Consider the following 26172-nt stretch of genomic DNA (forward strand, 5'->3'; position numbering starts at 1 on the left):
TATATACGAACTAAGGAACCCATCAGATGAAAACATTAGGTTTGATTTGGTCATCACTTTTTGCATTATCATAAATTAGGCTTCCTTGACGAACGATTTATACTCGTTAATAATTTTAATCCCTGAGCTAGTTCCTAATCGCTCAGCACCAGCTTCTACCATTGCTTTAGCCGTTGCAAAATCACGTATGCCTCCTGCTGCTTTTATCTTGACCTCTGCTCCTACTGTCTCTTTCATTAGTTTTACATCTGCAATCGTTGCTCCGCCAGTGCCAAACCCTGTTGACGTTTTTACAAAATCAGGTTTAACTCTTTTAGCAATTTCACAAACAGCAATTTTTTCTTCATCTGTCAAATAACAATTTTCTAAAATCACTTTGCTTAACACGTTATTCGCTTGACAGGCAGCTACGATTTTTTTCATTTCCTGTTCTATATACGCTAAGTTTCCTTCTTTTAACTCGCCGATATTGATTACATAATCAATTTCATCAGCACCATTTTTGATCGCATCCGCGACTTCAAAAATCTTAGTAGAAATTGTAGTCTGTCCCAGCGGAAAACCAATGGCCGCTCCTACATGAACGGAACTTTCTTTTAATAACGCGCTACAAAGAGCAACCGGTGCGGAATTGATCGCCATCATTTTAAACCCATATTCATCAGCTTCTTGACACAATTTTTCAAATCCGGCTTTCTGTGCATCTGCTTTCAACAATGTATGGTCCACCATATTTGCTAATTCTGTCACGCTCAATTGAAATGTCATTTTTGCTTCCTCCTCTTATTGAATTCGATTTCATTTTAACACAATTAAGACTCTTCTAGGTCTCATCAAGGAAAAAGAACGTTCTGGACTTTGGAGAAGAAAGTTTTTTTAGCCATCTGTGTTTTTACTATCCCGTTTCTCGAAAAATCTCTTTTGCGAATGTCACATTTGTGAGATACTACTAAGCGTGACTGAAAACGGAGGGAACAAAATGATTTATATAAAAGAAGCCATTTTACACATTTTTGACTTGAACAGCAACGAACCGATTTTTTCTTTTGCTGGATTAGATCTGACGGAGAAATTTACAATGGATTATCTTCAAGCTATGATTGAAAAAGTAGAAGATTCAGACAATATGAAAACCGGGATATTAACAGAAGATAACCCTTTAAGCCAAACTTTTTCTACTATTCAAGAAGATTTTATTGAGACGACAAAAACGTTGAGCGATAAATTCTTTTCCATTACAAAAATCAATCCAGAAATACCGCCAGCTGATTTATTATTTGTCTTCTTTACCTTGGACGAAGTGCCGCATTTAGGACTTTTCAAGTTAAATTATTCTGACAGCATCACCCATTATGTCTCTTATGAAGAGGAAATACTAACAAATCAGTTGATTGTTAATCGCTCCATTTTACCGAGTGCTCGCCAAGCGATTCAAGAAGGAATGGTGCTGAATTTAAACACCATGGAATACCACATTATCGAGAAAAAACATATGATTGCTGAATTAGCAGAGAAAGTTTATTATTTTACAGAATTATTTTTAGAAGATAAACCTCAGCCAAGTCTGAAAGAAAACATCTCGATCATAAAAAAAGCTGTTCAAAAAACAAGTAAAGCTTTTAATGATGAAGAGTTCCAAGTGTTGGCCGATACGAAAGAAGCGCTTGTTCATAGTATGACTGAAGAAAACGTCATTGATAACCAAGTGATTGCCGAGACCCTTTACGGGGATAATCATGCGAAAAAAGAAAAGTTCTTTGAAGAAATAACTGAAATGGGATACGTAGATCGCGCTCCTGCTGAAGTAGCCGTAGCTGGCCCGAAATATTCGAAGCAAAAATTCCGTTTAGATAACGGTATCGAAATCAGTATCCCTATAGATCTCTATAAAGATCCAGAAGTTGTCGAGTTTATTAATAACCCAGATGGAACCACTTCAGTTATGATCAAAAACATTGAAAAAATAAAAAACTTGTTTTAATAAGTAAATCGTACCCTAAGTGAGTATTGAAAAACTCATCCAGGGTACGATTTTCTATTTTATTCCTTGCGAGTTTTAAAAGTACTTGTGCCATACTTGCTAATGTATAATGAAGTAAGAAGATTCATTTTTAACTAGTTTAATTCAGAAGCTTTTCACTAAAAAATCATACGTAAGGATGGTCTTCAAGATGAACAATAATCATGAAGAGACACTCGAAAATCTATATAATCTCATACTCAATCCAGCAACTCGGGAATGGGAACGGTCATTATTATTGGCAACCAAAAAAGCTATAGAAGACGGTGCTAATTTTGAAAATCAGCTTTCAAAACTTGAAGCTGATTTACGTCCGCTTGCTTTAAGAAATAACTTAACTGCTGATGTGACAGATTTTTATAATAAGATTACCGGTAATGCTGCTGCCAATACTCAATTTGATTTTACGAAACACTCCACTGATGAACTGGCTTATCAAGATTCCGCTATATTTGCAGGCGGCTGTTTCTGGTGTATGGTAGAGCCTTTTGAAACTCTTGATGGGATCGTTTCCGTCTTATCTGGGTACACTGGTGGACATATTGACTGCCCCACTTATGATCAAGTGAGCGGTCAATATACCGGGCATGTAGAAGCCGTTGAAATTATTTTTGATACAAGAATCATACAGTATGAAGATCTAGTAGAGCTTTATTGGCAGTTGACCGATCCCACAGATGAGTTTGGTCAATTTCAAGATCGGGGCAATCAGTATCGTCCGATTATTTTTGTTCGAAATGAGAGGCAACGACAGATTGCTGAAAAATCAAAACAGTGTTTAGTAGAATCCGGCAAATACAAGCATCCAATCGTTACATTAATTGAACCTGCAAGCGTATTTTGGCCGGCAGAAAACTATCACCAACAATTTTATAAGAAAAACCGCAAGAGATACAAAAGAATTGAACGGTCTCGTCAACAATTTTTGGCTTTTCAACGTTTGCAAGGTAAATTTAGGACTGAAGTCAAACGGTTTACTAAGAAACCTTAATCATTAAACAATGTATAGTTTATTGTATCTCACTGCATAAAAAGACCCCAAAAGCTAACATAAAAAGCTTTTGGGGTCTTTGGTTTAATTTTTTTAAACATCTATTTATTTTAAATTACTAATAGCTTCTTCGACGGCTGTATTGCCAGCTAGAACTTCAAATTCTTGTTTAATTGTGTTGTCATTATGAAGTACAGAAATCAAGGTTTGAGCCACATCTTGACGTGGAATCTCATTGATGTCTTGTCCCATACCAACTTTTATTTGATTGGTACCAGGTGTATCAACTAATATACCAGGATGGACAATCGTCCAATCTAGTTCTGTACGATTTTTCAACCATTCATCCGCATAATTTTTGGCGATTGTATAAACTTGTAAATCATGTTCTTTAGCCATTTCCTCACGGCCTGTACGGAAGGTGCTAACCATAACAAAACGTTTAACGCCAGCTTGTTCTGCAGCGGTCATTGCTTTAATAGCTCCATCTAAGTCGATTAGAACAGTTTTATCAAAACCACTTCCGCCAGCACCTGCACTAAAGATAACCGCATCGACATTTTTCATTGCTTCAGCCAATTCATCTACTGAATTTTTGACAAGATCTAAGAGAACTGTTTCAATCCCTCGTTCTTCGAAGAAACCAGCTTGTTCACTATTGCGGATCATTGCTATTTCTTCAATAGCAGAATCTTCTTTTGCAAAATCAGCAAAATGACGAGCTACTTTCCCATTGGCACCTACAACTAATACTTTCATTTGAAAACTCCTTTCAATATATTACGCGAATTGAATTCAGCATAGCATATATTTCTTACTTATTCTTGTATTGTGAACTAAAGACTGGCATGACCTCATCGTCACCATAAGTCTCGATAAGAGGCAACTCATTTAAAGTTTTCATATCTTCCTCAGAGATCGTAAAATCTACCGCGGCATTAGATTTCATATGCTCTTTGTTAGTAGATTTAGGCAAAGCGACCATGTCTAATTGTATGACATAGCGAATGCTTAATTGAGCAGGCGAAACCTCGTACTTTTCAGCAATTTCTTTGACAACAGGGTGGTCAAGAATGGCACCATGAGCGATTGGTGAGTATGCTTCGACAACAATATCGAGACTTTGACTGTACTCAATTACGTCGCTAGGAACATTTGTAATGTGTGCGAGAATTTGGTTCACCATTGGTTTAACTTTCCCATTATTAATTAGATTTTCCAAATCTATTTGTTCAAAGTTAGAAACGCCTATTGCCCGTAGTTTGCCTGCTTCATAAGTTTCTTCTAAGGCACGCCAGGCTTCTAAATTTCCTTCAAAGTAATGATTGCCGTCACGGAAGTTAGCCCATGGTTGTGGACTATGAATAATCATTAAGTCGATATAAGCCATATCCAAGCGTTCCAGCGATTCATTGATTGCTTTGACAGCTTCATCGTAGTTTTTGATGTCGCCTTCGAGCTTTGTAGTAACAAAAACATCTTCGCGGTGGATGCCAGACTCTTTTATACCGCGCCCTACGCCTTCTTCATTAAGATAAGCTTCAGCCGTATCGATATGACGGTAGCCTGAATCAAGAGCATCTTTTACAACTTGAACCACTGCTTCATTATCGATCATCCATGTACCTAAACCTAATTTAGGAACTTTAACCCCATTTGATAATGTATACGTTTCATTTAACACCATTTTATTGCCTTCTTTCTATCTCTACTTATTTTTTGACAGAATAGCGAATCCATAGGGTGCCGTGTTCCAATGTTTCAACAGTCTCCAATTGGAAGGCTGTTTCTTTAATTTGGGTATATGGTTCTTTGGCAACGAAGAAACGGTGTCCGCCCGGATCCCCATTTGCGATAGGAGACAAGATGACACTGACTTCATCAACCAGTCCGTTTTGAACAAATGACCAGTTGAGCGTTCCGCCGCCTCCAACCATCATTCGCTTGATACCAAATAAATTGTAGAACTTGTCCAACATCGCTTCATAGTTGATTTGCTCTTTACCAGCAATGATATACGATATCTTTTTCTTTCTAAGAAAATCTTTATACGCGTTTGACGCTTGTTCTGTCAAGACTTCTACAATGTGAGAAGAAACACCGCCATAATCAGAGAAATTTTCTTCAAAAGCCAGTTCTCCACGTGCATCAATGGACAAATAATACATAGGAGCATCTGGATCTGCTACATAATCCCCTTCAGGGACAGGGCTGCATTTTCATCCAGCTTCGGTGTTTTGTAATGGGTCATATTATCTTCAGTTGTCGTTTTTCCGTTCAAATAACCATGGATTCCGAATTGTTGTTTTTCTGGATTTATGGAAAGTTCCTGGTATTGGCGGCTCGCTTCTTTAAATTCTGGCAAATCCATGATATCTAGGTTGCCATCGATAGAGGTGTGTGTATGGATAATGACATACGGTTTATTCATAGCTTAATTTTCCTCCTATTTATACAAACTGATTGTTTAATCAATTTCTTTAATGATTCTCGCAGGTGTACCTGCAACAATTACATTGTCTGGCACGTCTTTGGTGACCGTAGCATCTGCTGCAACAATAGCATTTTTACCAATTGTTACGCCAGCCAACACGGTTACATTTGCACCGATCCATGCGTTTTCCTTAATTCGAATCGAATCTACTATTATTCCTCTTCTTTTTGCTGGATCCACTAAATGGTTCACTGTGAGCAATCGCGCCCCAGGTCCGATCAATACATTATCTTCAAGATAAATACCGCCTAAATCAACAAAAGTAACATTTTGATTGAGAAAAATATCTTTGCCAAATGCAATATGTTTTCCAAAATCTGTGTAAAAAGGCAACGAAACAGTAACTGAAGAATCGATCGATTCACCTGTAATTTTTTCAAGTGCTGCAATCACATCTGATGGAGCATGGTATCCGGTATTCAATTCCATCACTAGCCTTTCATTTTTGGCCTTTTGCTCGTGTATTTCTTCAAAAATTGGGGAACCTTTTACTATTTCCTTACCAATGATTCGATTTAATAAGTCTTTCATAGTCCTTCACCAACCTATTCAGTTATTTCTTGTTAATTAATTTCATCATACTAAAACAATCTTAATCTGACTAATACTTATATAGAATACTCACCTATTCTTTTTGTCTATAGCTGATTATTTTTAATTATCTAGTTCATTAGTTAGTTACTGATCTTGGTCAGGTATAGGATTTATTAAATTCTCTTCCGATAGAACATTTAGAATTTGTTAAAAATGAGCTATTTATGATCAAAGGAAAATTCGGTGTTCTTAAAACATATCTTATGAGGAGGATTGAAATGGATATTATCATTGGACTACTTACCACGGCAATAGCACTTGTATTTATGTATTTAATGATAAAAAAATATACGGACACATATACGAGTACAACTCACTTTATCTGTCCGAATTGTGGCTCCAGTTTTAAATTATCAAAAATAAGTTTTGCACTTGCTTTAAAAACAGGTATACCCGATGAACGAATCGTAACTTGTCCTTTTTGTGGATACAAAGGGCGAATGCCGCTTATTAAAGATTAAAAGTTAAATCTACAAATATTTTTTGAAAATCAAGATTGACATCTAGCCTTTAAATTTTGGCTTTCCAACGTTTACAGATTAAGATCCAGGCTGATACCAACCAGTTTACGGAAAAATCTTAAGTACACCATCCATCAGCAGAAAAAAATAGAGAAGTTGCTGCTTAAACCCCAAAAAATTGAGCAGCTCTTTCTCTACTTACGTGAATCTATTATTATATTTTCTAAATTTATTATTCTTCCCATTCTCTCCCTTGAGGAATGTAGATATCTTCCCATGCAAGTGCTTCACTAAATTCTCCATCTCTCACTTCTTTGAAATAATCATCTACTTCAGGTGTAAGAACTATTGTGCCATTTTCTTTTTTATGGAAATAATATGTGGCATTCTCTTTTACGTGTAATTCGTCTGGAAGGTTAATCATTAGTGAACCTCCTTCTAAAAAGGTTTTTCTCTGCAATACCATTAGTATCCTCTTCTTTCTGATTATCTTTTCGCTAATTCTCTAAGAGCATGATCATATCTTTTCATACCTTCTTTCAGAGATTTTTCGAACTTAGTTTCTTTTTTCCTTTTCAACTTTATATATATTTCAGTTGTACTTATTTTGGAGAATGTTTCAACTTCAAACCGAGATCTGTAAAATGACAGTTTAACATTCTTAAACTTCCCTCTATATTTCAACCTTTATCCCTACCTTTCTTAATAGATAGCACCTTTTCTGAACGCATTATAACAATTTGCATTCTTATTAGTACGTTCATTATAAGTGATTTAAGTTATAAGTTAAGCATTTAAAACCGATAAGTCAAAAAGGATTTGCGTACCTTAAGTTCCATTCGAACCCACTCATAAGGCACGCAAAATTCTTTTGCGTGCCTTATTTTCTATGTCTATCACACGTTAAGGCACGCAACCGCGTTTATCCAATCCGATCGGACCTTTGCGGCCGCAGCCGAAAAGAACTTTTTAAAATAGAAGTTCAATATTCATGAACCATTAGTTTAAAACCTTTATATCGTTTTTTATATATTATTTTATATATCTGTATTGACATAAATGTTTTAACAGAGTATTATAAGTGTGTAGAAGTTATGTGAATAAAATCACAACAAAAAGGGTGTGTTATCGAAATGGGAAAATTAAACGAAAACCTTCATAAATCCTTTGGTAGACGTAACTTTGCCATTCTGAGAAAAGAGTCAATAGTATCTATCCTGAATTATTTTTTTATCGATGTAACCGGTTATTAAAATAACCAAACTCAACAATGAACAAGTTAGCAACCATTGGAGGAGCAGTATGAACATTGAGAGATTTATTGAAGCGCGTAAAGCGATGGGATTTTCTCAAGTAGAATTAGCTGAAGGCATTTGTACTCAAGCAACCTTAAGCCGATTTGAAAATAATGGACAAGTTCCCAATTTGAAAATAATGATCAAACTTTGTAATCGTTTAGGACTTCCATTAGCTGATTTATTTCCAAGAGTGGGAATCAGGTATACAGAGACGATTGAAACAATGAACAAAGCGGAGTTTTTCCTTGTTACCAGCGAATATGAACAAGCAGCAGCTTTGCTTGATACTATTGCTGTAAACACGATTGCAGATTCTATTTTATCCTTGCGTTACTTTTATTTAAAAGGCTTTATCATGATTTTTCAAAATTGTGCTATCACAGATATTTTGTTCAACTTTGACAAAATCTTATTAGCAGAAGATACCGATGACTCGGAAATTTTCCGACTCCTAGCGTATACCGGCACTGGGATGGTTTACTTTCGCGAAGCGGATCAAGAAAAAGCAGAATTTTATTTTAATAAAGTTCTTAAACAAATTTATACTTATGAAGCAACAGAATTAGAAGATACTTGGCGAGTTCTTAATATCGTCTTTCAATGCAGTGTGTTTTATGCTGAAATTCATGAACTAGAAGCAAGCAATACGTTGTTAAAGTATGCTATATCGATTTGCTCAGACAATCACGTAACGTTCTATCTTGCACGAGCCGCTTTCCAGTTGGTCAAGAATGCTGTTAGTCAGAATGAATCAAAAGAATATATTTTAGAATTAGTCTATGATGCTAGGGCTTATGCCAAAATCAACAAAAATCATGTTTTGCTTAGAGAGCTCGCTGTACTAGAAAAAACAGTATTGTCTCGCAACGACGAAAATAAACTGTAATGATTTGTTAGCAACATTCTTTAGAGGAAAGAGGCGATAACAGTTGGATCAAAAAAGAAGAATCATTCATTTGATGGGAACCGTCATTGATTTATTGGTTCAACACGAAACTCCTGGTTTAGTATTAGACGAGTTAGTCATTCGATTAAAGGAATATGAACACCGTTTTAGCGCAAATGATTCAAGCTCTGAGTTAATGGCCATCAATAAAAATGCTGGGATCCAACCTGTTCCTGTCCATCCTGACTTGTACCAATTGATCAAAATCGGGAAACACCACAGCTGTTCTCCAGCCAGCAACCTAAACATTGCTATCGGCCCCTTAGTTCAAACGTGGCGTATTGGTTTCGATGACGCTAAAGTTCCTGCAGCAGAAGACATTCAACTCCTGCTCAAAAAAACAGACCCGCAAAATATTGTCTTAAATGACGAAGCCCAAACGGTTTTTTTAAGAGAATCCGGCATGCTGATTGATTTAGGCTCTTTGGCAAAAGGCTTCATCGCCGATTTGCTGATCGATTATTTAAAAAGCGTCGGTACCTTGTCTGCTTTGATCAATTTAGGCGGAAACATTGTGGTTTTAGGCCCTTCGCCTACTAATAAAGACCATCATTGGAAAATTGGGATTCGGCGTCCTGGGCCCTCTCGCGATCAATCAATGGTTGCTTTAAAAGCTTTAAATCAATCCATTGTCACCTCAGGTATTTACGAAAGAAGCCTGAGCGATAACGAACAAACATATCATCATATTTTGGACCCACATACGGGCTATCCAATAGAAACCGACGTTGCCAGCTTAACAATTGTTTCCGACAAATCGATCGATGGCGAAATATGGACGACTCGTTTATTCGGAAAGTCGTCTGAAGAAATTATGCATATCTTAAATCAATTAGAAGGAATAGATGGATTGCTCATTACGAAAGAAGAAAAAATGCTCTATTCCGCTGCATTAGAAGACAAAATCATCAAAATGAATTAGTTTATTGTTTACACTAAAAACATTACTGAAAGGAAGTACCAACATGAAAAAAATTATTGGTTTAGTTGGAACAAATTCAGATCACTCTACTAATCGGATGTTATTGCAGTTTATTCAAAAACATTTTTCAAATCAAGCACAGATTGAAGTGGTTGAAATCAAAGATCTTCCCCTATTTAACAAACCAGAGAACAAACAATTGCCAGTTCTCGTGCAAGAACTGGCTAAAAAGATTGAGGATGCTGACGGTGTGATCATTAGTACGCCAGAATACGACCACTCCGTTCCTGCATCACTGATCAATGCTCTTAACTGGCTTTCATACGGCATATTCCCTTTTGTGGATAAACCCGTTATGACTACTGGAGCTTCTTACGGAACACTTGGTTCTTCAAGAGCACAAATGCATTTGCGCCAAATCCTTGACGCTCCAGAATTAAAAGCTCGCGTCATGCCAAGTTCTGAATTTTTGTTAAGCCATTCTTTACAAGCTTTTGATGAAGATGCCAGCTTGATCGATTTCGAACAAATTGAAAAGCTAGAAGGACTGTTTGAAGATTTCCAAATTTTTATGGACATCACCAACCAATTAAAAAGCGCACACGCTATCAACAAAAAAGAAGCTGAAAGCTTCTCATGGGAAAACCTTTAAAGAATAGGAGACGAAAAAAAATGAAATTAGTCGGTATTGTAGGATCTAACGCAGAAGTATCATATAATCGTTTATTGTTAAAATACATTGCTAAACAATTTGGTCATTTGTTCGAATTAGAGGTACTAGAAATCAAAGACATTCCGTTGTTCAACCAAAGCGATGACCAAACAAGCAGCCCTGCTATTCAAAAGATCAGCAACAAAATCTTAAGTGCTGATGGCGTCATCATCGCTACACCTGAACACAACCGCACCATTCCCGCTGGTTTAAAGAGCTTATTGGAATGGTTATCGTTTAAAATCCATCCATTAGAAAACAAACCCGTCATGATCGTTGGCGCATCTTATTACGATCAAGGTTCTTCTCGCGCACAACTGCACTTGCGTCAAATTCTAGATGCTCCTGGTGTTAATGCGATGGTCCTACCCGGTAATGAGTTTTTATTAGGCAAGGTAAAAGAAGCTTTTGACGAAAATGAAAACTTAAAAGATCAAAATACAATCAAATTTTTAGAAAGTACTTTGCAAAAATTCATCCAATTTATCAATGTTGTGTCTTTATTAGAAGGTCCTAAACCAAAACCTGCTGAACCAGAAGATTTGCATGCAACAGGAACTTGCGACACAACCATTGAAGGCGTCGATATGTCTGCTGAGGATTGGGTCGAGCAAGCTGCTGAAGCCGTTAATGCTGTGGAAGGCAACGCCTATGTTAAATTAAACCGCGGAATCCTTACCGTTGATCAATTGAATTACTTCTTAGCGTCTATGCCGATGGAATTAACATATGCTGACCAAAACAACCAGTTCTTATACTACAACCATACAAAACCTGGCAGTGAGATGTTAGCGTCTCGTGTACCTGGACAAGCAGGAAATCCGCTGGCAAATTGCCACCCAGAAAAAGCATTGAAAAATGTTGAATGGGTTATTCAACAACTGCGTTCAGGAGAACAAGATGCTGTCCGTGTTCACGTGCCAACACATGGCCCAGATAAATACGTCGTCCATAATTACCAAGCCATGCACGACGAAGAAGGCAACTATGTCGGAATCAATGAATTCATTTTAGACTTCAAACCAATCATCGACTGGTATTTAAAACAAACCAAACAAACATTGGTTGGAGATGTCGATGCGGTATCAAGTGCTTCTACTAAAGAACAAGAAGAAGTAGACAGTGTTTCAAGTGCTAGTGTTACCGAAAGCGAAGAAGTTCCCGTAGCTGTAGCCGTAGACAGCGTTTCGAGTGCTTCTGTTAAGGGATAACAATGTAAAACGATTCAACTAAAAAACAAACAGACCCGATAAGCATTTCTGCTTGCCGGGTCTGTTTGTTTTAGTAAACGTATTTTTTATGCTTAGATTTGAACAACCAGCTGCTTGCTTGTCCACTTTATATGATTTTCATTACTGATAAACCAGACAACTGGCGTATTTCGTACCATTAACGAAATCGTAGCAACCTAAGCCCATTTAGTATCACCACTAAAGTACTTCCTTCATGGACGATTACACTAATGGCAATATTGGTTAATCCCAAGAAACTCACCACAATTAAAAAGAGCACTACTGCCATTGAAAAAATAATGTTTTGCCAAGTAACACGATTCATTTTTGAAGAAACTTTGTGAGCTTCTACTAATTTAGACAAATCACTCTGCATTAAAACCAAATCCGATACTTCTACTGCTACATCGGTACCGTCTCCCATAGCAATGCCGATATCTGCTGTAACAAGGGCTGGTGCATCATTCACACCATCACCGACCATGGCCGTTACTCCGTATTTTTCTTTTTGTTGTTCTATAATGTTAGATTTGTCTTCAGGCATAACATTAGCGACAACTTCGTCTATTCCTAATTGTTCAGCAACAGCTTTTCCAGTCATCTCTGAGTCTCCAGTGATCAAAGTCGTATGGATACCGAGTTTCTTAAAGTAATCAATCGTTGCTTTTGCATTTTTATTCGGAACATCCATCAGAGCTATCAGCCCAATAACTGTTTCGTTTTCGGCTATATATACAACGGTCTTTCCTTCTGATGCCCATTTAGCATTTAAACGAGTGTATTCAGCAGAAACATCTTCAAAAGAAGTCGGCTTGCCTACACGATATTGGGATCCATCATGTTCTCCAACTAAACCTTTTCCGATTTGGTTGGTCACTTCGATGGGTAGTTTGTTTTTGGCATCGAACTTTCTTAATATAGCGTCTGCAAGTGGGTGATTCGATTCTTTTTCAAGAGCGATTACGATATCGATCATGTTTTCTTTATTTACAGCATCAGAAAAATGAACATTTGTTACTTCAGGCTTCCCATAAGTAAGGGTACCTGTTTTATCAAAAGCAATGGCATCGATCTCTGCTAATTGTGATAAATAAGCACTCCCTTTTGACAGCACTCCTCGTTTTGCAAGGTTGGAGGTTGCAGACAACGTTGCTGAAACGGTGCTTGCTGCTAAAGCACAAGGAGAAGCTGCAATCAAAAGAACCAGCCCTCTGTAAATACTGTGCGCCCATGACCAGCCAAACATAAAGGGTGTGAATAGAATGACTGCTGACGTTAAAATTAAAACTATCTTAACGTATCTAGGTTCAAATTTTTGTATGATACTTGCAGTTTTTGTTTGGTTATTTTGATTTTGATTGACGAGTTGTAAGATTTTCGAGAAGACCGTATCTTTGTTTTCTTTAGTGACTTCCATCGTAAAAGTGCCGGTTCCATTAATCGTACTTCCGAAAACCGCATCTCCTTTTGACTTCTCTTTAGGCATGCTTTCACCGTTGATAGAAGATTCATCAATTGAGGTGGTGCCCGATAAAATCATTCCGTCAATGGGTACTTGGTCACCATTTAGTACTTGGAGTTGGTCTCCAACCTTTAACTCGCTGACATCAACGATTTTTGTAGTGCCATCAGTCATGATCAGTCTGGCTGTCGTTGGATTCATTTCAAGTAATTTAGTGATTTCTCTTTTACTTCTTCCCTCAGCGTACTCTTCAAGAAAATGCGCACCCGAAAAGATGAGAATCAATAACGCCCCTTCACTAAATTGGCCTATGAGGGAAGCGCCTAATGCTGCCAACCCCATCAACATATGCGAGTTGGGCATAAATTTCTTTTGGCTTTTAGAGTTTGCAATTGTTTCTTTGATGCCTTCAAGGATAATAACATCATAGCCGGCGGTAATAGCAGCCGTCAAAAACAAGACATTTTTTAACACTAAACTGTCATTTTTTAAAAAGAACGCGATAAGAAATGACATTAACCCAATAAAGTATAATACAACCGGCATTTTTCCGTGACTATGCTCATCTTCGTGACTGTGGTCGTGGCTATGAGAATGATCATGACTTGTGTGCATTTGTTTCTTTTCGGCATTTTCCATTTCTATCACCTTTCTAAAACCTTGTGTATTTTTATACGCTTATTTCAAACTATTCGGCTTACAACCATCCAGCATTTTGAACTGCATGGCAGTTGGTTTTTTTCGCAAATCGGAACAGTTACGAACTACATATGAACGAATATTCATATGTCTACAATTTCATTATATCGTTTGTTTATAATTTGTCAACTGAATCAATCTCTTTTCCAAGTTATGTAATATTTAAATAAGAATCTGCGCTTGTGTAGTTGATTGATTCATCAATGGTCGTTGTTAATAGCAAAAAAAGGTGTAAGCAAACATTCGCTTACACCTTTTTTTAAATATATTTTTTAATTTAATTAACGACTAAACTTTTAGATTAGCGCTCCTATAAAGCTGTCGCTATTGAGTTCTTTTTATTTAAATGCATCTTGAGTTGTTGGATCATCGTTTAAGATAGAATTTTTGTACAACAAGTAGTAAGCTGCTGCAGACCAGCTAAAGTTTTTAGTACTGATTCCTTTGCCATTCAGCGGATTATAGTTTTCATGGATTGGACCGTCACCCATCAAACCTTCTGCATTATTAAATAATTTTTCCGTTACTTCAGTTGCCTCAGAATCAAAACCATAATTTTGCAATGCTTCCACGCCATACAGCGCTTGGTCTAACCAAACTGGACCGCGCCAATATTTATCTGCACTGAATTTCGGGTTATCTTTTGAAGCTGTTGGGAAAGGTACATAGGCATTGAATTTTTCTTCATCCATCATATTATCTTTCACAGCTTCTGCTTGATCTTTAGTAGCTGCGTTTGCCCAAAGCGGAAGCCAACCTTCCGTTCCTTTTCCTCTATTCACTAGCAGCTTCGTTTCAGAACCGTCTTCATTGATTTGCAAGTCATAGAAGAAACCAGTTTTTTTATCGTACATATTCTCTTGAATATATTTTTTCAGCTTTCCTGCATCTTCTTCTAGTTTTTTCGCATCATCATCTTTATCTAGTTCCATTGCGATAAGATTCAAGAAACCTTTTTCAGCATACAAGTACGAGTTTAAGTCAGCGGATTCTTGATTTATAGAATAACCAACTACTTCATCATCTTGTTTGTTTTCAAATACTTTAACGCCAACATCGTCCTCTCCGCTGCCTTCTTTATCAAAGCGAGTGGCATTATCCATTCCGCTTTCCCATGCTGCAGCTTCGATGACTGCTTCATCGTCAAGCTCTGGCTCTCCGTTTTCATCTTTGATTATGTCGCCGTCATCAGTTGTTTTCCAGTGTGCATCACTCACCATACTGCCATATTCTGCTACGCCATTTTGATCATGATCACGATTTGTATACCACCAGTTGTGATAATCCATTACTTTAGGATACATTTCTTCTAGGAAATCTTTATCCTTAGTTTCTTGATAGATGTGCCATACTGACCAAGCTGACAAAGGTGGTTTGGAGTTTCGTTCATTCCAATTTCCTCCTTCTCCTCCTCGGTCGCTGTCTTGATTGTAGAAGATAGCGTCAATGATGGCCCCTTTATCTTGAGGACGGACATCATCATCTGATTGTATTTGGTAGTCAAATAATGCGCGCATATTATTTTTTGCCAATTCAGGATTAAAGTCGGCTAAAGCTACATCTGCTTTCCAAGAATCCCAGGCCCACATACCCATGAACCATTTGTAAGACATCGAAGGAACAATTCCATCATGCTTGATTGCACCAGCTGGACTCTGCCAATTCGTTGTCAAAGTTTCGATAGCTTTTATAGCTGCATTCTGGTATTCTGGGAAATTTCCTGCATTTTCTTCATCAAAAGTTTTATCTAAATATCCTTGCCATCTATCGTTGTTGTCTTTGAAATGCGTTTCATGGTTCTCCATAAACCCGGTTAATTGATCTTTCTCTTTTGCAAACTCATCTTCTGTAAAAGTATAGGACTCAGTAGCATACGTTTCAAATGTTTTATTAGGCTCTAATTTAACCGATTCGGAGAGTTTAGAAGTATAGCTTAAACCATCGATATTCGTCTCAACATTTTTGTCTCGAGAGATATAATAATTGACTTCATCTGTTGCAAAATAGTCCCATTGTTCCCGAACTTCGCTAAAATCAACTTGAACAGCATTATCTTCAGATTTTAAGCTTGTTCCGATATCAATCGTGTTATCACCATCTACAGTTTTATCGAAGACCGAACCTTTCCAGCTGACATCCAGTTCAACCAATTCTTCACCTGTATTTTCAATAGTTGTTTGAATTAAGGCCGAACGATTACTAACAAAAATCAAGGATATATTTAGTGTAATATCGTCTAATTCATATTTTTGGACCAATTTTCCTGGATAATAAGACATATCGATATATTCACTTTTACTTAAATCATATTTTTCATTCGTCTTCTTATTCGTCAACTGAATAGAATTAATGGAGTCTGATAGGTTGATTGGATACTCTTCACCAACAATCAACGGTCCAGCAAAACCGCCTAATAAAGCTTTGTTATCTTTAGCTGGCAAGTAATAGCCATGCCAAGCTCCGAGGTCAGAAAAATGATTAAACTTATTGGTTTCATATGCTCCATTTGCTTCTTCTGTCGGATTTGCTGATAAATCTAGCAAGTTAGCAAAATGCTCAACTTTTGTTCGAGTTAACATTGATTCTTTATCTTTGCTTATTTCAGAACTCGAATTCTCTTGTTTGCTTGTCTCTTCTCCACTAGAAGCATTTTCGCACCCTAAAACAAAAACAGATACCAGTACAATACCTAAACTTGCAATTGCTTTTCTCTTTCTTACCTGTTTCTTCATAAATAGTCTCCTTTTCAAATAAATGTTTTCGCGTTTTACTACAAGCAAGCTGCATGCCAGTTTAGTGTTCGCACACTAACTTGACCTGCAGATCCGTTTATTTTTCTAGTATATTGATAAGCGGTGTATCCACAGCCATTTTAGAAATAGTTTCAATTTAACAGTATATGAATCTCCTACCCGCCTTTACTTTTTCCGTGCAATCTCCGAAACTTTATTTCCCGCAGTTTCGTCTAATAAAATACTGAACTGCAGCGAGAAATCTTCGAATTTACAACGGTATTTATCCAATTGATCTTGACCGCATGAGTTGCTTCCTAAGCCGTTTTGACAATAGTCAATATTCACTACTAAGTAATCACGCTCTTTTAAATCAATCGTGTGTTTTGCTTTTTCGAGATCCACTGCTTCGTATCTAGATACGCTATAATCAAATTTCTTATCTGTTTTAACCAATAGCGTTTTTTCATCATTTGATAATCCTACCCAGTCACACTCCATGTGATTTCCATTTTCTTGAGGCTTCACATAATTCACAAATAATTCATCGACAGAACTTGTAAACACTCCTGGATAAGCAGCTTGGCGAGAATCAGAATAATTTTCTAAAGGTCCTAGTCCTCTCCAAGAAACTCTTTCAAAGTCTTTCGATAAACGAAGCGAGACTCCTAATCTAGGCAACATTGGAGGAGCAAGCAGCTTGCGGCCTGAAGCAATTCCATTAATAAAATAACTGATTTTTCCAGACTTATCTACTACATATTTATAATCCAGTTCATAATACCAAGCGCTATTAGTCGTACCATAGAATGAATTTACACGCATTTCAAATTCTTCTTCTTTTACTTCACAATCAACCGTACGAATAGACTCGTGTGGCAAATGCATAAAGTACTTGTTTTTATACTCTTCTAAAATATACATGTCGTTATCGATAGGTGCTCTCCAAAAGTTTATTTCAGGACCTTTTTCAATAGCCTCTTTTTCATTATAATAAGCATTTAGTAATTTCCCTTTGACTTTATCAAAACGAACACTAAAGTTTTCTCCTTCTACGGTAACAAAGGCTTTCTCTTCGTTTACAGTTAATTTACCAGCTTTACTTTCTTCTGTACTTGTTTGGCGCTTTTCTTCGTGCCAAATGAACACACTTCTTGTTACTTCAAAGCCTTTTTGAGCCCATGTTTTTTCATTGTTTAATTGGTATAAAAAGCGAACGGTGTACAAAGCGCCAGGTTTAAAACCGATTTCTGGATAGGCAAGTCTAATCAATGCTGTTCCCCTTGCTGGGGTTTCAGGTACGTCTTCTTGTCTTTCTTCAATTAGGTGATCGTCTTCATAAAATTGACAAATCAACTGATAATCAGCTAACGTATTAAAATCTAATCTACTGGTTAGTTTAAATAGCCCAGACACATGATCTATGCAGGTTGTTTCAATTGGTTCAATCACTTTTTTATATTCTATTAAACTCGTAGATGGTGTTCTATCCGGCATCAACATTCCATCAATACAGAAGTTGCCATTATTGGGATCATCCCCAAAATCTCCTCCATATCGGTAGTAAATTTTTCCCTCTTCTGACACTGTTTCTATACCATGATCAAACCATTCCCAGATAAAACCGCCTTGAATGTGATCGTATTTATAGAAGATGTCTTGATATTCTTTTAAATTTCCTGGTCCATTCCCCATCGCATGCCCGTATTCACACAAAATATGTGGTTTTTTTGTATTCGTAATGATTTTATCCATCGTCAGCTTATCGTCTTTTCTTTCTAACCATGTATACATAGTAGTATAAACATCGCTTACTTCCGCTTCAAAATCCCCTTCATAATGAACCAACCTCGTTGGATCTGTTTCTTTAGCGTATTCTGCCATTTTTCTAAAGTTATGTCCAAAAGCTGATTCGTTTCCAAGCGACCACATGATGATGCAAGGATGATTTTTATCTCTTTGAATGGTGCGTTTGATCCTATTCACATGCGCTTCTTCCCATTCGGGGTTGTCAGAAATCCATTTGTAATCCTCAGTTAATTCAAAACCATGACATTCTAAATCGGTCTCATCAATAACGTACATACCGTGTTCATCACACAATTCATAAAAGAAAGGGGAATTAGGGTAATGTGCTGTACGAATGGCGTTAATATTGTGTTGTTTCATCAAAACAATATCTTCTTCAATACTTTCTTTAGTGGTTACTCGTCCTTCTGTCGGGCTGTAATCATGACGGTTCATTCCTTTTAATTTAATAGCCACACCATTAACTAGGAAACAATTTCCCTGTACTTCAATCTGTCTGAATCCGACTTTTTGATTGATGACTTCAATAACTTGCCCTTCTTTTTCAATAGTCATGAACAGTTCGTATAAATAAGGATGTTCAGAAGACCATTTTTGTGGTTCTTCCACCGTTTTGACAAAACTTTTTTTACCGTTTTCCTCTTCTTTAAATAGTTTATTCCCATCACAATCAAATAGTTCATACGTAATGGTTTGACTTTCCTGATGAGTGAAGATGGGATTAACGATTAGTGTAGCTGATTTGAAGTCTTGGTCAAAATAAGTCCGAATTGCAAAGTCATATAGACCGTTTTTTGGACGTGTAGTGATATCAACATCGCGGAATATCCCGCTTAACCACCACATATCTTGATCTTCCAAATATGTTCCATCTGACCACTGGAATACTCTCACGGTTAAAGTATTTTCACCCTCAGTTAAGTAGTCTGTTAAATCGAATTCACTTTGAATTCTTGCTCCTTTACTATAACCGATAGACTGATCATTCAAATAGACTTCAAATGCAGAATCAACTCCTTGGAATCTCAAAATATATTGTTGCTCTTTTTGAATTGAAGCAATATTAACTGTTCTTCTATAAATACCAGTAGGATTTTCAGTTGGAACAAAAGGTGGAATGATCGGAAAATTGTACCATAAATCCGAATAGTGCATTTCTCCATATCCTTGTCTTTGCCAATTCCCTGGAACTTGTATTTTGTCCCAATCGGAAGTCTTATAAGAGGTTTTATAAAAATCCTCTGGACTATATTCTGGAGCTTCTAAGAACAAGAAATCCCATTCGCCATTTAAACCCTCAAAGTACCTCCCCGTATCTTGTTTGTTTTCAGCCTTGCTGCGGTCTATAAAGCTCTTATAACTTGCTCTTGGTTCCATTCTGTTTATACTGTCTATTTTATTATTTTCCCACTTTTTTAGTTTCCTCAATTAAAGCACCGCCTATTTTTTTTTCGTAATTCATATAACAAACATATGCAAATCCTACAAAAACAATGACTCCTAAAGCATTATATATCAGTGTAAACAATGGGTTAGCAGCACCTTCAGCTATAAATCCTGTTTTGAAATAAGCCATCAATGCAAGTGGAGAAGGAAATATTGAAACGACAAATGCGAATATAAAAAATATTAAGAGCATAATGCCGACTGTGATACCTGTTTTTTGATTTCCCATTTTAAAAGACCTTGGTAAGTCATCCTTCTTAATCCGCATTGTTATATATGCCCACAATAAGAAGAGTACCGGAATCAATGATGTTGCTGCTGTCATGTTAATAAGTGTTTTCAAGAATGTATCGATCGAGCCAACTCCTAAAGCTGGTACAATCATCAACACTGTGACAATAATCGCTTGTACTAAAAGTGCGTTTGTTGGATTGCCTTCATTATTTGTTTTTGATACCCACTTACCAAATATACCTTCTGGAATTTCAGAAAATAAAATTTTAGCTGGTGCCGCAGTCCAAAGCACTAGTGATCCAACTGAACTAAGAAGCATAATAAACCCGACAGTTCGAGTAACCCCAGCTGTTATTCCAAAGTGGCTACCTAATATAGCAAATGCATCGAATAAAGCATTGGAATAATTTCCTTGAAGTGTTTCACTAGGCAAAATCATACCTACCGCAACAGCCCCCAATGCGTAGATGACACCTATCGATAAAGCTGCAACAACAATTGTCTTCATAAAGGATTTATTTCCGCCTTTGATATCCTTAACATACACTCCAACTGCTTCAGCTCCACCAACCGCTTGTAAAATCCAGGCTAATGTCGTCAAGTAGTTCCAGTTCATGTTCATTGTGACAGATTCGCTAGTAAATCGTTGTGCAGGTTCCTCTCCTAAGATAAAGACAACCCCTAGAGCTAAGATGATAAAACCGATTCCCATAAGTATTCTCGCAATGCCTGACAAATCGGTTACTTTAGAAATCCAAGATACTCCTTTAATTGATACATATGTTGCTAACCAAAAAAGTACAATAGATAAAACTGAAATAAGAACCGTTGCGTTTATCCCTCCAAATATGTTGTATCCTAAAAATGTATAGGAGGCATAGATGAGTGTCTGAGGAAGTAAAGATGTAAAGAAAAACAAGTTAACAAAAAAATACGACCATGAACCTAAGAATGCCCACTTTTCTCCAAGAGATGTCCGTATCCAGCTATACACTCCTGATTCCGAATTTGTGTTAGCTGAAGCAAATTCTCCAATCATTAATGTGAAAGGAAAAAAGTAAAAAATTGTTGCAAATAAAAAGGTTGGAACAGCAAGTAAACCGATACTAGCACTTGCATTAATAATAGTTCCAAAAGAAAACACCGCTGTAAAAGTCATTAACAGAAATGAAATCGGCTTCATTTTACCTCGTTTTTCCTGCATATAAAAAACCTCCTTTGATATGTTACCCACTACTTAGCAATCAATACTTGTTAAAAACATTCATGCTTATATTTGACTACGCTTTCATTGTAATATGTAATTTGTTATTATGGAATTAATGAATGTTGCTTATGTTTAACGTTATGTTGTTTTTAGGAGGGAAGCTGTGTTCAATTCTGTCGGAACATTTTCAACAAATAAAACACTAAATAATGAATTTTTTGTTTACGAATGCGGGTATGAAGACGTTAAAGTAAGAGAACCTTACCAATATGAAGCTATCGATTATTACTTGATTCATTTTATTTTAAAAGGAAAAGGACACTTCTATATTAATGATGAGCACATTGTCTTAGAGGAGAATCAAGGATTTATTATTCCGCCAAATACAAAAAATAATTATTACCCTTCAACTGAAGATCCTTGGAGTTACCGCTGGATTGGGTTTAAAGGCTCAGGTTGTCAAAACATATTCCAAGAATGCGGATTATTGCTTCCTCAAGCCGAAGATTCTATTTTAAATTATATTTACCAGTTTGCAGATGAGTATCAGATGGAGCATCACTTTAAAAATGTTTTTGATTTTTCTGAAGAAAACAAACCTTATTCTGCACTAGGGGAAGCTTACCAAGTCATCGATTTGCTCTCTTCACAGTTTAATGAAGAAAAAAACCATAGTTTAAGCGAAGCAGAAAAATATGTTGAACAATCGATCCGTTTAATCCATGAAGAGTATAGTAACGCTGAGTTTAACATTGAACATTTATCTACCGCTATAAAGATTGAAAGAACTTATTTATTTCGATTATTTAAAAAATATAAAAATATTAGCCCAAAAACCTATTTGATTCAATATCGATTAAATAAATCTGCTGAATTGCTTAAAAAAACTAGTTATTCTATAGAAGAAATTGCCTATCTGGTTGGTTTTAATTATTCCACCCATTTCTCAAGACAATTTTCGCTTTATAAAGGTATGTCGCCATCCAAATATCGATCACAATTTTATATGAAATAAAATATTATCCTGAATAGTTATTATCCGATTGTCTAAAAAATTTTATGATGTCGTTTAAGAAATTCATTATCAGGAGAGCCATTTAGATAGGCAACACTTTGTTAAACAATTTTTATAAAGTGTCTTATTTTATGTAAAAAGCCGTAACTATTTGCCTAGAATTAGCCATACCTTTACGTCTGCTTGTTCAAACGATTCTTTAGCAGAGGGTCGATCAATACAAAGTATAATGAAAGTGTTATTCACGGTGCTCATGGGTATAATAATTTCCAAAATTTCGAGAAATTATCGAGAAGTTCATAAATAGCGGTTATAGAGAGTAGAGTAGAATTAGAAAACATAGGAGGTTGTATGGAATGAAGAAAAAATTTTTCAATGCTACAATCTATAAACACGACAGCGCATCTGAAATTTTAGTTGAAGATGGAAAGTTTTCGGCCATCGGTAATGATTTAGGTGAAGCAGACGAAACTGCAACTGCCTACAAAAAATACTGCACTCTAAAAGCGAAAAACTCACTTTTGAGGTGCAGTATTTTTAAACAAGAAAGGCACAAAAGAGTTAGACAAGACAAGAATGAAGAGGTTTTGTGTTTGCTTCATTAAAATAGTTTCTAAAACACACAATAGTTTCTTTTATTGTTACAAAGTCATCTCTTTTTCAATTTCAATAAATGTGATATCTGATTTTTCTTGATAGTCTTCAAGATAGAATGGTTGAATAGTGTTATTGTCATGGCACTTGATAAAGTAAGCTTTTTTTTGGGTGTCCATTATCGAGGTATACAATGTTTCATCTTTGTGACCTTTTTCGAGATCTACTACCGCTCCTGTTGAGATATCAGCTTGTGACAAGATACGGAAGCCTTGTAAGATAGCAGCTTGACGTTCTAAATCTTTAGGTGTATTGGCTACAAAAAAAGCAGAACGTACAAAACGCGATGGAGGCGTAAAATCACCAGGAAGACCGACTGCACCACTCCCTTCCCCAAACTTTGAAACTACAGTACCATTGAAGTCTCTATTTTCAATATTTTCTGGTCTAATATTTAAGTAATTCTTCAAGTTTGTTTCATGCCAATGGAACTCGGGAGCATTCGTCAAAACACCATAAGGATTGTCATAAGGAACTAGGCGTCCGTTTTTTGGCTCTAAAACAATTTTTCCGCCTTTAGCATCCATAAAGAAGAAGTGGTTGCTCGTTGTTTGCCGTTCCCCCTCATCGTATTTTTCCAGTAAAATAAGCTTTTCAGCTTCTTGTCTTACTTCATCAACATCTTTGCATCTGCTCAGAAAATAATCAAAAGCTGTTGATGTAACGAGATTTATTTTTCCTTCTACAGCTTTTTTAGCAAAGGAAGCATATCCCGGAAACAAGTTGCTAGAACCCATCAGCCCCATCTCATTGACTCCATCTCCTAAAGAAGCAATGTTAAAGAAACCAGTTCCTATAGTTGCGTATTTTGTAGAAAACTCTTTACCTTTCACTTGGAGAAACTCTTTGTTGTTCTTTGGAACATAAAGAATTTTATGATCTAACTTTACGCTAACTTCTAAAGTCCTGCCAAAAATTATTCCATCTTGATAAGAAAATCCAATTGTTGTACACATCGTGTTCGTCCCCTTTTTACTAAATAGTTAGTTAAATTGAATTTTGGAAGTATAAAAAATATTTTTTCATTTTACTATTAAATATACACTACTTTATAAGTTCTTAAAAACTTTGTTTTTCTTATGCCGTTGTTCCAGACCTTAATAGCAGCCAATGAATTAATACGGTACGCGAATAGATAATTTAAAATAAAGGGTAGAAAATAGAATCATGTATGGAGGTGTAGTTTTGACAGATAAAACGGTAAAAGAGGGAGCAGATATGATCGGTGTTACCAAACAAACGGTACAATATCATCTAAAGTCTTTGCCGGCAAACTGTACGACAAAGTTCTTTATAAAATCTGCCTAACAAAAAAGGCAAGTCACTATAACATAGCGACTCACCTTTTTTATTAAACTATAAGTTGTACATCAAAAAATTATTTAGCTACGATAGATTCTAGACCTTCAGCTTTTAGGTACTCGCTAAATGGTACTAATTCTTCAGCTTCATATTTTTCTTTGTAAGCTTTGATTTCTTCTGAACTGTACAATGCAGGGTCTAATTTCAATGTTTCTACTGGAATTGGACGATCTTTAGTGATCTTAGCATCGATTACAACTGTTTTACCTTCTTTGTTAGCTTTAATAGCTTCAGCCATTACTTGATCCATGTCTTCGATACGGCTTACTGTGAAACCAACAGCACCTTGTGCTTCACCAATTTTAGCGTAGTCTACATCAGTAAATTCAGTACCGAAAGTGTTTGTGTTTGTATCTTCGTATTTGTTCTTGATGAAACCATACTCAGTGTTAGTGAATACTACGTTGATAACAGGCATGTTGTAACGTACGTTAGTAACAACATCTTGGTAGTTCATAGAGAACGCACCGTCACCCATTAAGTTAAATACTTGACGTCCAGGGTAAACATTATTAGCTGCAATACCACCTGGAAGTGCGATACCCATTGAAGCAAACAATGGAGAAGTTCTCCACATGTTTTTAGGAGTCATGTGCAAGTGACGGATAGATGTTTGAGTTGAGTTACCAACATCAATTGAGTAGATTGCATCTTCGTCAGCATATTTGTTGATAGCGTTGTATACTTGATAAAGTTGTAAAGCACCAGATTCTTTAGTTTCCAACTTAGTCATGTAGTCACGCCAGTTTTGAACGTTTTTCAAGTTAGCATTCCACCAAGCTGATTCTTCAACAGGTGCTACTTTTTCTAGTAATGAATGAACTGCTTCACCAGCATCACCAAGAATAGCAACATCTGCGTTATGGCGTTTACCAAGCATTGTTGGGTTGTTGTCGATTTGGATGAATTTTTCAACGCTTCCGAAAGTATTTTCTACTTCAGCAAACGGGAAGTTTGAACCAACGAAAAGAACTGTATCTGATTCTCTAACAGCTTCGTTAGCTGGTTTCCAACCAACACGGTATGTTGAACCAGTTAATCCTTCAAAGTCATAGTCGAAAGTTTCAAAGTTTTTACCAGTTGTGATAACTGGAGCTTTTAATTTACGAGATAATTCTTGGACTGCTGGACCGTGTCCCATAGTTCCGATACCTGCATAGATAACAGGTCGTTTAGCGTTGTTTAACACTTCAACAGCTGCGTCGATATCTGCTTCATTGATTGCAGAAGAAACGTAATCACGGTAGCTGTGACCTGAAGAGTAGAATGCGTCGTTAGCAATTTCGTGGTAACCGAAGTCGCCAGGTACTTCTAATACAGCTACTCCACGTTTAGAGATAGCAGTACGGATTGCGTCGTCGATCAATTTTGGTAATTGTTCAGCGTAAGCAACACGACGGTTGTATACTGCGATATGGTCGAACATTGGGTTTTGGTTTAATTCTTGGAAAGCATCCATGTTTAGTTCTCTTTGTGGACGAGATCCTAATATAGCTAAAACTGGTGTGTTATCCATAGCTGCATCGTAAAGACCATTGATTAAGTGAGTAGCCCCAGGGCCACCTGATCCAACACACACACCCAATTTCCCTCCGAATTTCCATTGCATTACAGCTGCCATTGCTCCAACTTCTTCATGTTTTACTTGAAGGAATTTAATATCTGTCTCTTCTTGTTCACCTAAAGCTTCCATTAAAGGGGCTAAAGTTCCCGAAGGAATTCCATAAATTGTGTCTATTCCCCATCCTGCTAACACTTTCAGTGAAGCTGTACTAACTTTAGTTTTTCCATCTATCATTCAAAAAATCCTCCTAGAGATTAATTTCGCAAAAATAAAATTCAAACTCAATTTTACCACGTTTAGATTAATAATCAAAGTTCA

At 36.5% G+C, this 26172-nt stretch carries 23 protein-coding genes; 10 read left to right on the plus strand and 13 right to left on the minus strand.

Annotated elements, in window-relative coordinates; all coding sequences use genetic code 11:
* Positions 1-75: 75 nt before the first annotated feature.
* On the minus strand, positions 76-768 hold the full coding sequence (gene deoC / locus JHE06_RS11135) for a deoxyribose-phosphate aldolase (protein WP_201088811.1): 693 nt from the start codon (positions 766-768) through the stop codon (positions 76-78).
* Between the two features lie 211 nt (positions 769-979).
* On the opposite strand from deoC, the gene JHE06_RS11140 reads away from it, so the two are divergent.
* Together JHE06_RS11140 and msrA are read left to right on the plus strand one after the other, a co-directional pair.
* On the plus strand, positions 980-1981 hold the full coding sequence (locus JHE06_RS11140) for a nucleoid-associated protein (protein ID WP_201088812.1): 1002 nt from the start codon (positions 980-982) through the stop codon (positions 1979-1981).
* Between the two features lie 190 nt (positions 1982-2171).
* Positions 2172-3011: a peptide-methionine (S)-S-oxide reductase MsrA gene (gene msrA, locus JHE06_RS11145; protein ID WP_201088813.1), complete on the plus strand. Its 840-nt coding sequence runs from the start codon at positions 2172-2174 to the stop codon at positions 3009-3011.
* Between the two features lie 105 nt (positions 3012-3116).
* Here msrA and JHE06_RS11150 read toward each other — a convergent pair whose 3' ends face one another.
* Genes JHE06_RS11150 through JHE06_RS11170 form a run of 5 tightly spaced genes read right to left on the minus strand, consistent with a single transcriptional unit; the run spans position 3117 to position 6036 of the window.
* Positions 3117-3770, minus strand: a complete 654-nt coding sequence (locus JHE06_RS11150) for an SDR family oxidoreductase (RefSeq protein ID WP_058919444.1) — start codon at positions 3768-3770, stop codon at positions 3117-3119.
* A gap of 55 nt (positions 3771-3825) precedes the next feature.
* Positions 3826-4695, minus strand: a complete 870-nt coding sequence (locus tag JHE06_RS11155) for an aldo/keto reductase (protein ID WP_201090059.1) — start codon at positions 4693-4695, stop codon at positions 3826-3828.
* A gap of 28 nt (positions 4696-4723) precedes the next feature.
* Complete coding sequence (locus JHE06_RS11160) at positions 4724-5179, minus strand: dihydrofolate reductase family protein (protein WP_201088814.1); 456 nt, start codon at positions 5177-5179, stop codon at positions 4724-4726.
* A gap of 17 nt (positions 5180-5196) precedes the next feature.
* Positions 5197-5442, minus strand: coding sequence for a hypothetical protein (locus JHE06_RS11165; RefSeq protein WP_201088815.1), 246 nt, complete (start codon positions 5440-5442; stop codon positions 5197-5199).
* A gap of 36 nt (positions 5443-5478) precedes the next feature.
* Positions 5479-6036 carry a DapH/DapD/GlmU-related protein gene (locus JHE06_RS11170; protein WP_201088816.1) on the minus strand — a complete coding sequence of 186 codons (558 nt, stop codon included), beginning with the start codon at positions 6034-6036 and terminating at the stop codon, positions 5479-5481.
* Between the two features lie 281 nt (positions 6037-6317).
* Between JHE06_RS11170 and JHE06_RS11175 the strand changes: the two genes are divergently transcribed.
* Positions 6318-6560, plus strand: a complete 243-nt coding sequence (locus JHE06_RS11175; RefSeq protein ID WP_201088817.1) for a hypothetical protein — start codon at positions 6318-6320, stop codon at positions 6558-6560.
* A gap of 232 nt (positions 6561-6792) precedes the next feature.
* Here JHE06_RS11175 and mazE read toward each other — a convergent pair whose 3' ends face one another.
* Positions 6793-7026 (minus strand): type II toxin-antitoxin system PemI/MazE family antitoxin, encoded by a 234-nt coding sequence (gene mazE / locus JHE06_RS11180; RefSeq protein ID WP_442861665.1) that lies wholly within the window; start codon positions 7024-7026, stop codon positions 6793-6795.
* 836 nt (positions 7027-7862) lie between these two features.
* Here mazE and JHE06_RS11185 point away from each other — a divergent pair.
* The 4 genes from JHE06_RS11185 to JHE06_RS11200 are packed head-to-tail and all read left to right on the plus strand — an operon-like array spanning position 7863 to position 11649.
* On the plus strand, positions 7863-8744 hold the full coding sequence (locus JHE06_RS11185; protein WP_201088819.1) for a helix-turn-helix domain-containing protein: 882 nt from the start codon (positions 7863-7865) through the stop codon (positions 8742-8744).
* 43 nt (positions 8745-8787) lie between these two features.
* Entirely contained in the window at positions 8788-9726 is a 939-nt protein-coding gene (locus JHE06_RS11190; protein ID WP_442861666.1) for an FAD:protein FMN transferase, read from the plus strand.
* Positions 9727-9769: 43 nt separating this feature from the next.
* Positions 9770-10378 (plus strand): NADPH-dependent FMN reductase, encoded by a 609-nt coding sequence (locus JHE06_RS11195; RefSeq protein WP_201088820.1) that lies wholly within the window; start codon positions 9770-9772, stop codon positions 10376-10378.
* 20 nt (positions 10379-10398) lie between these two features.
* Positions 10399-11649, plus strand: a complete 1251-nt coding sequence (locus tag JHE06_RS11200) for an NAD(P)H-dependent oxidoreductase (protein WP_201088821.1) — start codon at positions 10399-10401, stop codon at positions 11647-11649.
* 178 nt (positions 11650-11827) lie between these two features.
* Here the strand turns inward: JHE06_RS11200 and JHE06_RS11205 are convergent, their stop codons facing one another.
* The 4 genes from JHE06_RS11205 to JHE06_RS11220 all read right to left on the minus strand — a co-directional run bounded on the left by JHE06_RS11205 (position 11828) and on the right by JHE06_RS11220 (position 21256).
* Complete coding sequence (locus JHE06_RS11205) at positions 11828-13747, minus strand: heavy metal translocating P-type ATPase (RefSeq protein ID WP_442861677.1); 1920 nt, start codon at positions 13745-13747, stop codon at positions 11828-11830.
* Positions 13748-14169: 422 nt separating this feature from the next.
* Entirely contained in the window at positions 14170-16563 is a 2394-nt protein-coding gene (gene ygjK / locus JHE06_RS11210) for an alpha-glucosidase (RefSeq protein ID WP_201088823.1), read from the minus strand.
* Between the two features lie 186 nt (positions 16564-16749).
* Positions 16750-19749 carry a beta-galactosidase subunit alpha gene (ebgA, locus tag JHE06_RS11215; protein WP_442861678.1) on the minus strand — a complete coding sequence of 1000 codons (3000 nt, stop codon included), beginning with the start codon at positions 19747-19749 and terminating at the stop codon, positions 16750-16752.
* Between the two features lie 22 nt (positions 19750-19771).
* On the minus strand, positions 19772-21256 hold the full coding sequence (locus tag JHE06_RS11220; protein ID WP_201088825.1) for an amino acid permease: 1485 nt from the start codon (positions 21254-21256) through the stop codon (positions 19772-19774).
* Positions 21257-21422: 166 nt separating this feature from the next.
* On the opposite strand from JHE06_RS11220, the gene JHE06_RS11225 reads away from it, so the two are divergent.
* Both JHE06_RS11225 and JHE06_RS11230 read left to right on the plus strand, forming a co-directional pair.
* A complete protein-coding gene (locus tag JHE06_RS11225) occupies positions 21423-22274 on the plus strand; it encodes an AraC family transcriptional regulator (RefSeq protein ID WP_201088826.1) in 852 nt (283 codons plus the stop codon).
* A gap of 356 nt (positions 22275-22630) precedes the next feature.
* Positions 22631-22879 (plus strand): hypothetical protein, encoded by a 249-nt coding sequence (locus JHE06_RS11230; protein WP_201090083.1) that lies wholly within the window; start codon positions 22631-22633, stop codon positions 22877-22879.
* Between the two features lie 36 nt (positions 22880-22915).
* On the opposite strand, the gene JHE06_RS11235 is transcribed toward JHE06_RS11230, so the two are convergent.
* On the minus strand, positions 22916-23884 hold the full coding sequence (locus tag JHE06_RS11235) for a linear amide C-N hydrolase (RefSeq protein ID WP_201088827.1): 969 nt from the start codon (positions 23882-23884) through the stop codon (positions 22916-22918).
* Positions 23885-24113: 229 nt separating this feature from the next.
* Between JHE06_RS11235 and JHE06_RS12340 the strand changes: the two genes are divergently transcribed.
* Positions 24114-24236 (plus strand): hypothetical protein, encoded by a 123-nt coding sequence (locus JHE06_RS12340; protein WP_268905399.1) that lies wholly within the window; start codon positions 24114-24116, stop codon positions 24234-24236.
* Between the two features lie 70 nt (positions 24237-24306).
* Here JHE06_RS12340 and spxB read toward each other — a convergent pair whose 3' ends face one another.
* Entirely contained in the window at positions 24307-26088 is a 1782-nt protein-coding gene (gene spxB, locus JHE06_RS11240; RefSeq protein WP_201088828.1) for a pyruvate oxidase, read from the minus strand.
* Positions 26089-26172: the final 84 nt, after the last annotated feature.

This window comes from Carnobacterium sp. CS13, assembly GCF_016653495.1.
Taxonomy (GTDB): domain Bacteria; phylum Bacillota; class Bacilli; order Lactobacillales; family Carnobacteriaceae; genus Carnobacterium_A; species Carnobacterium_A antarcticum.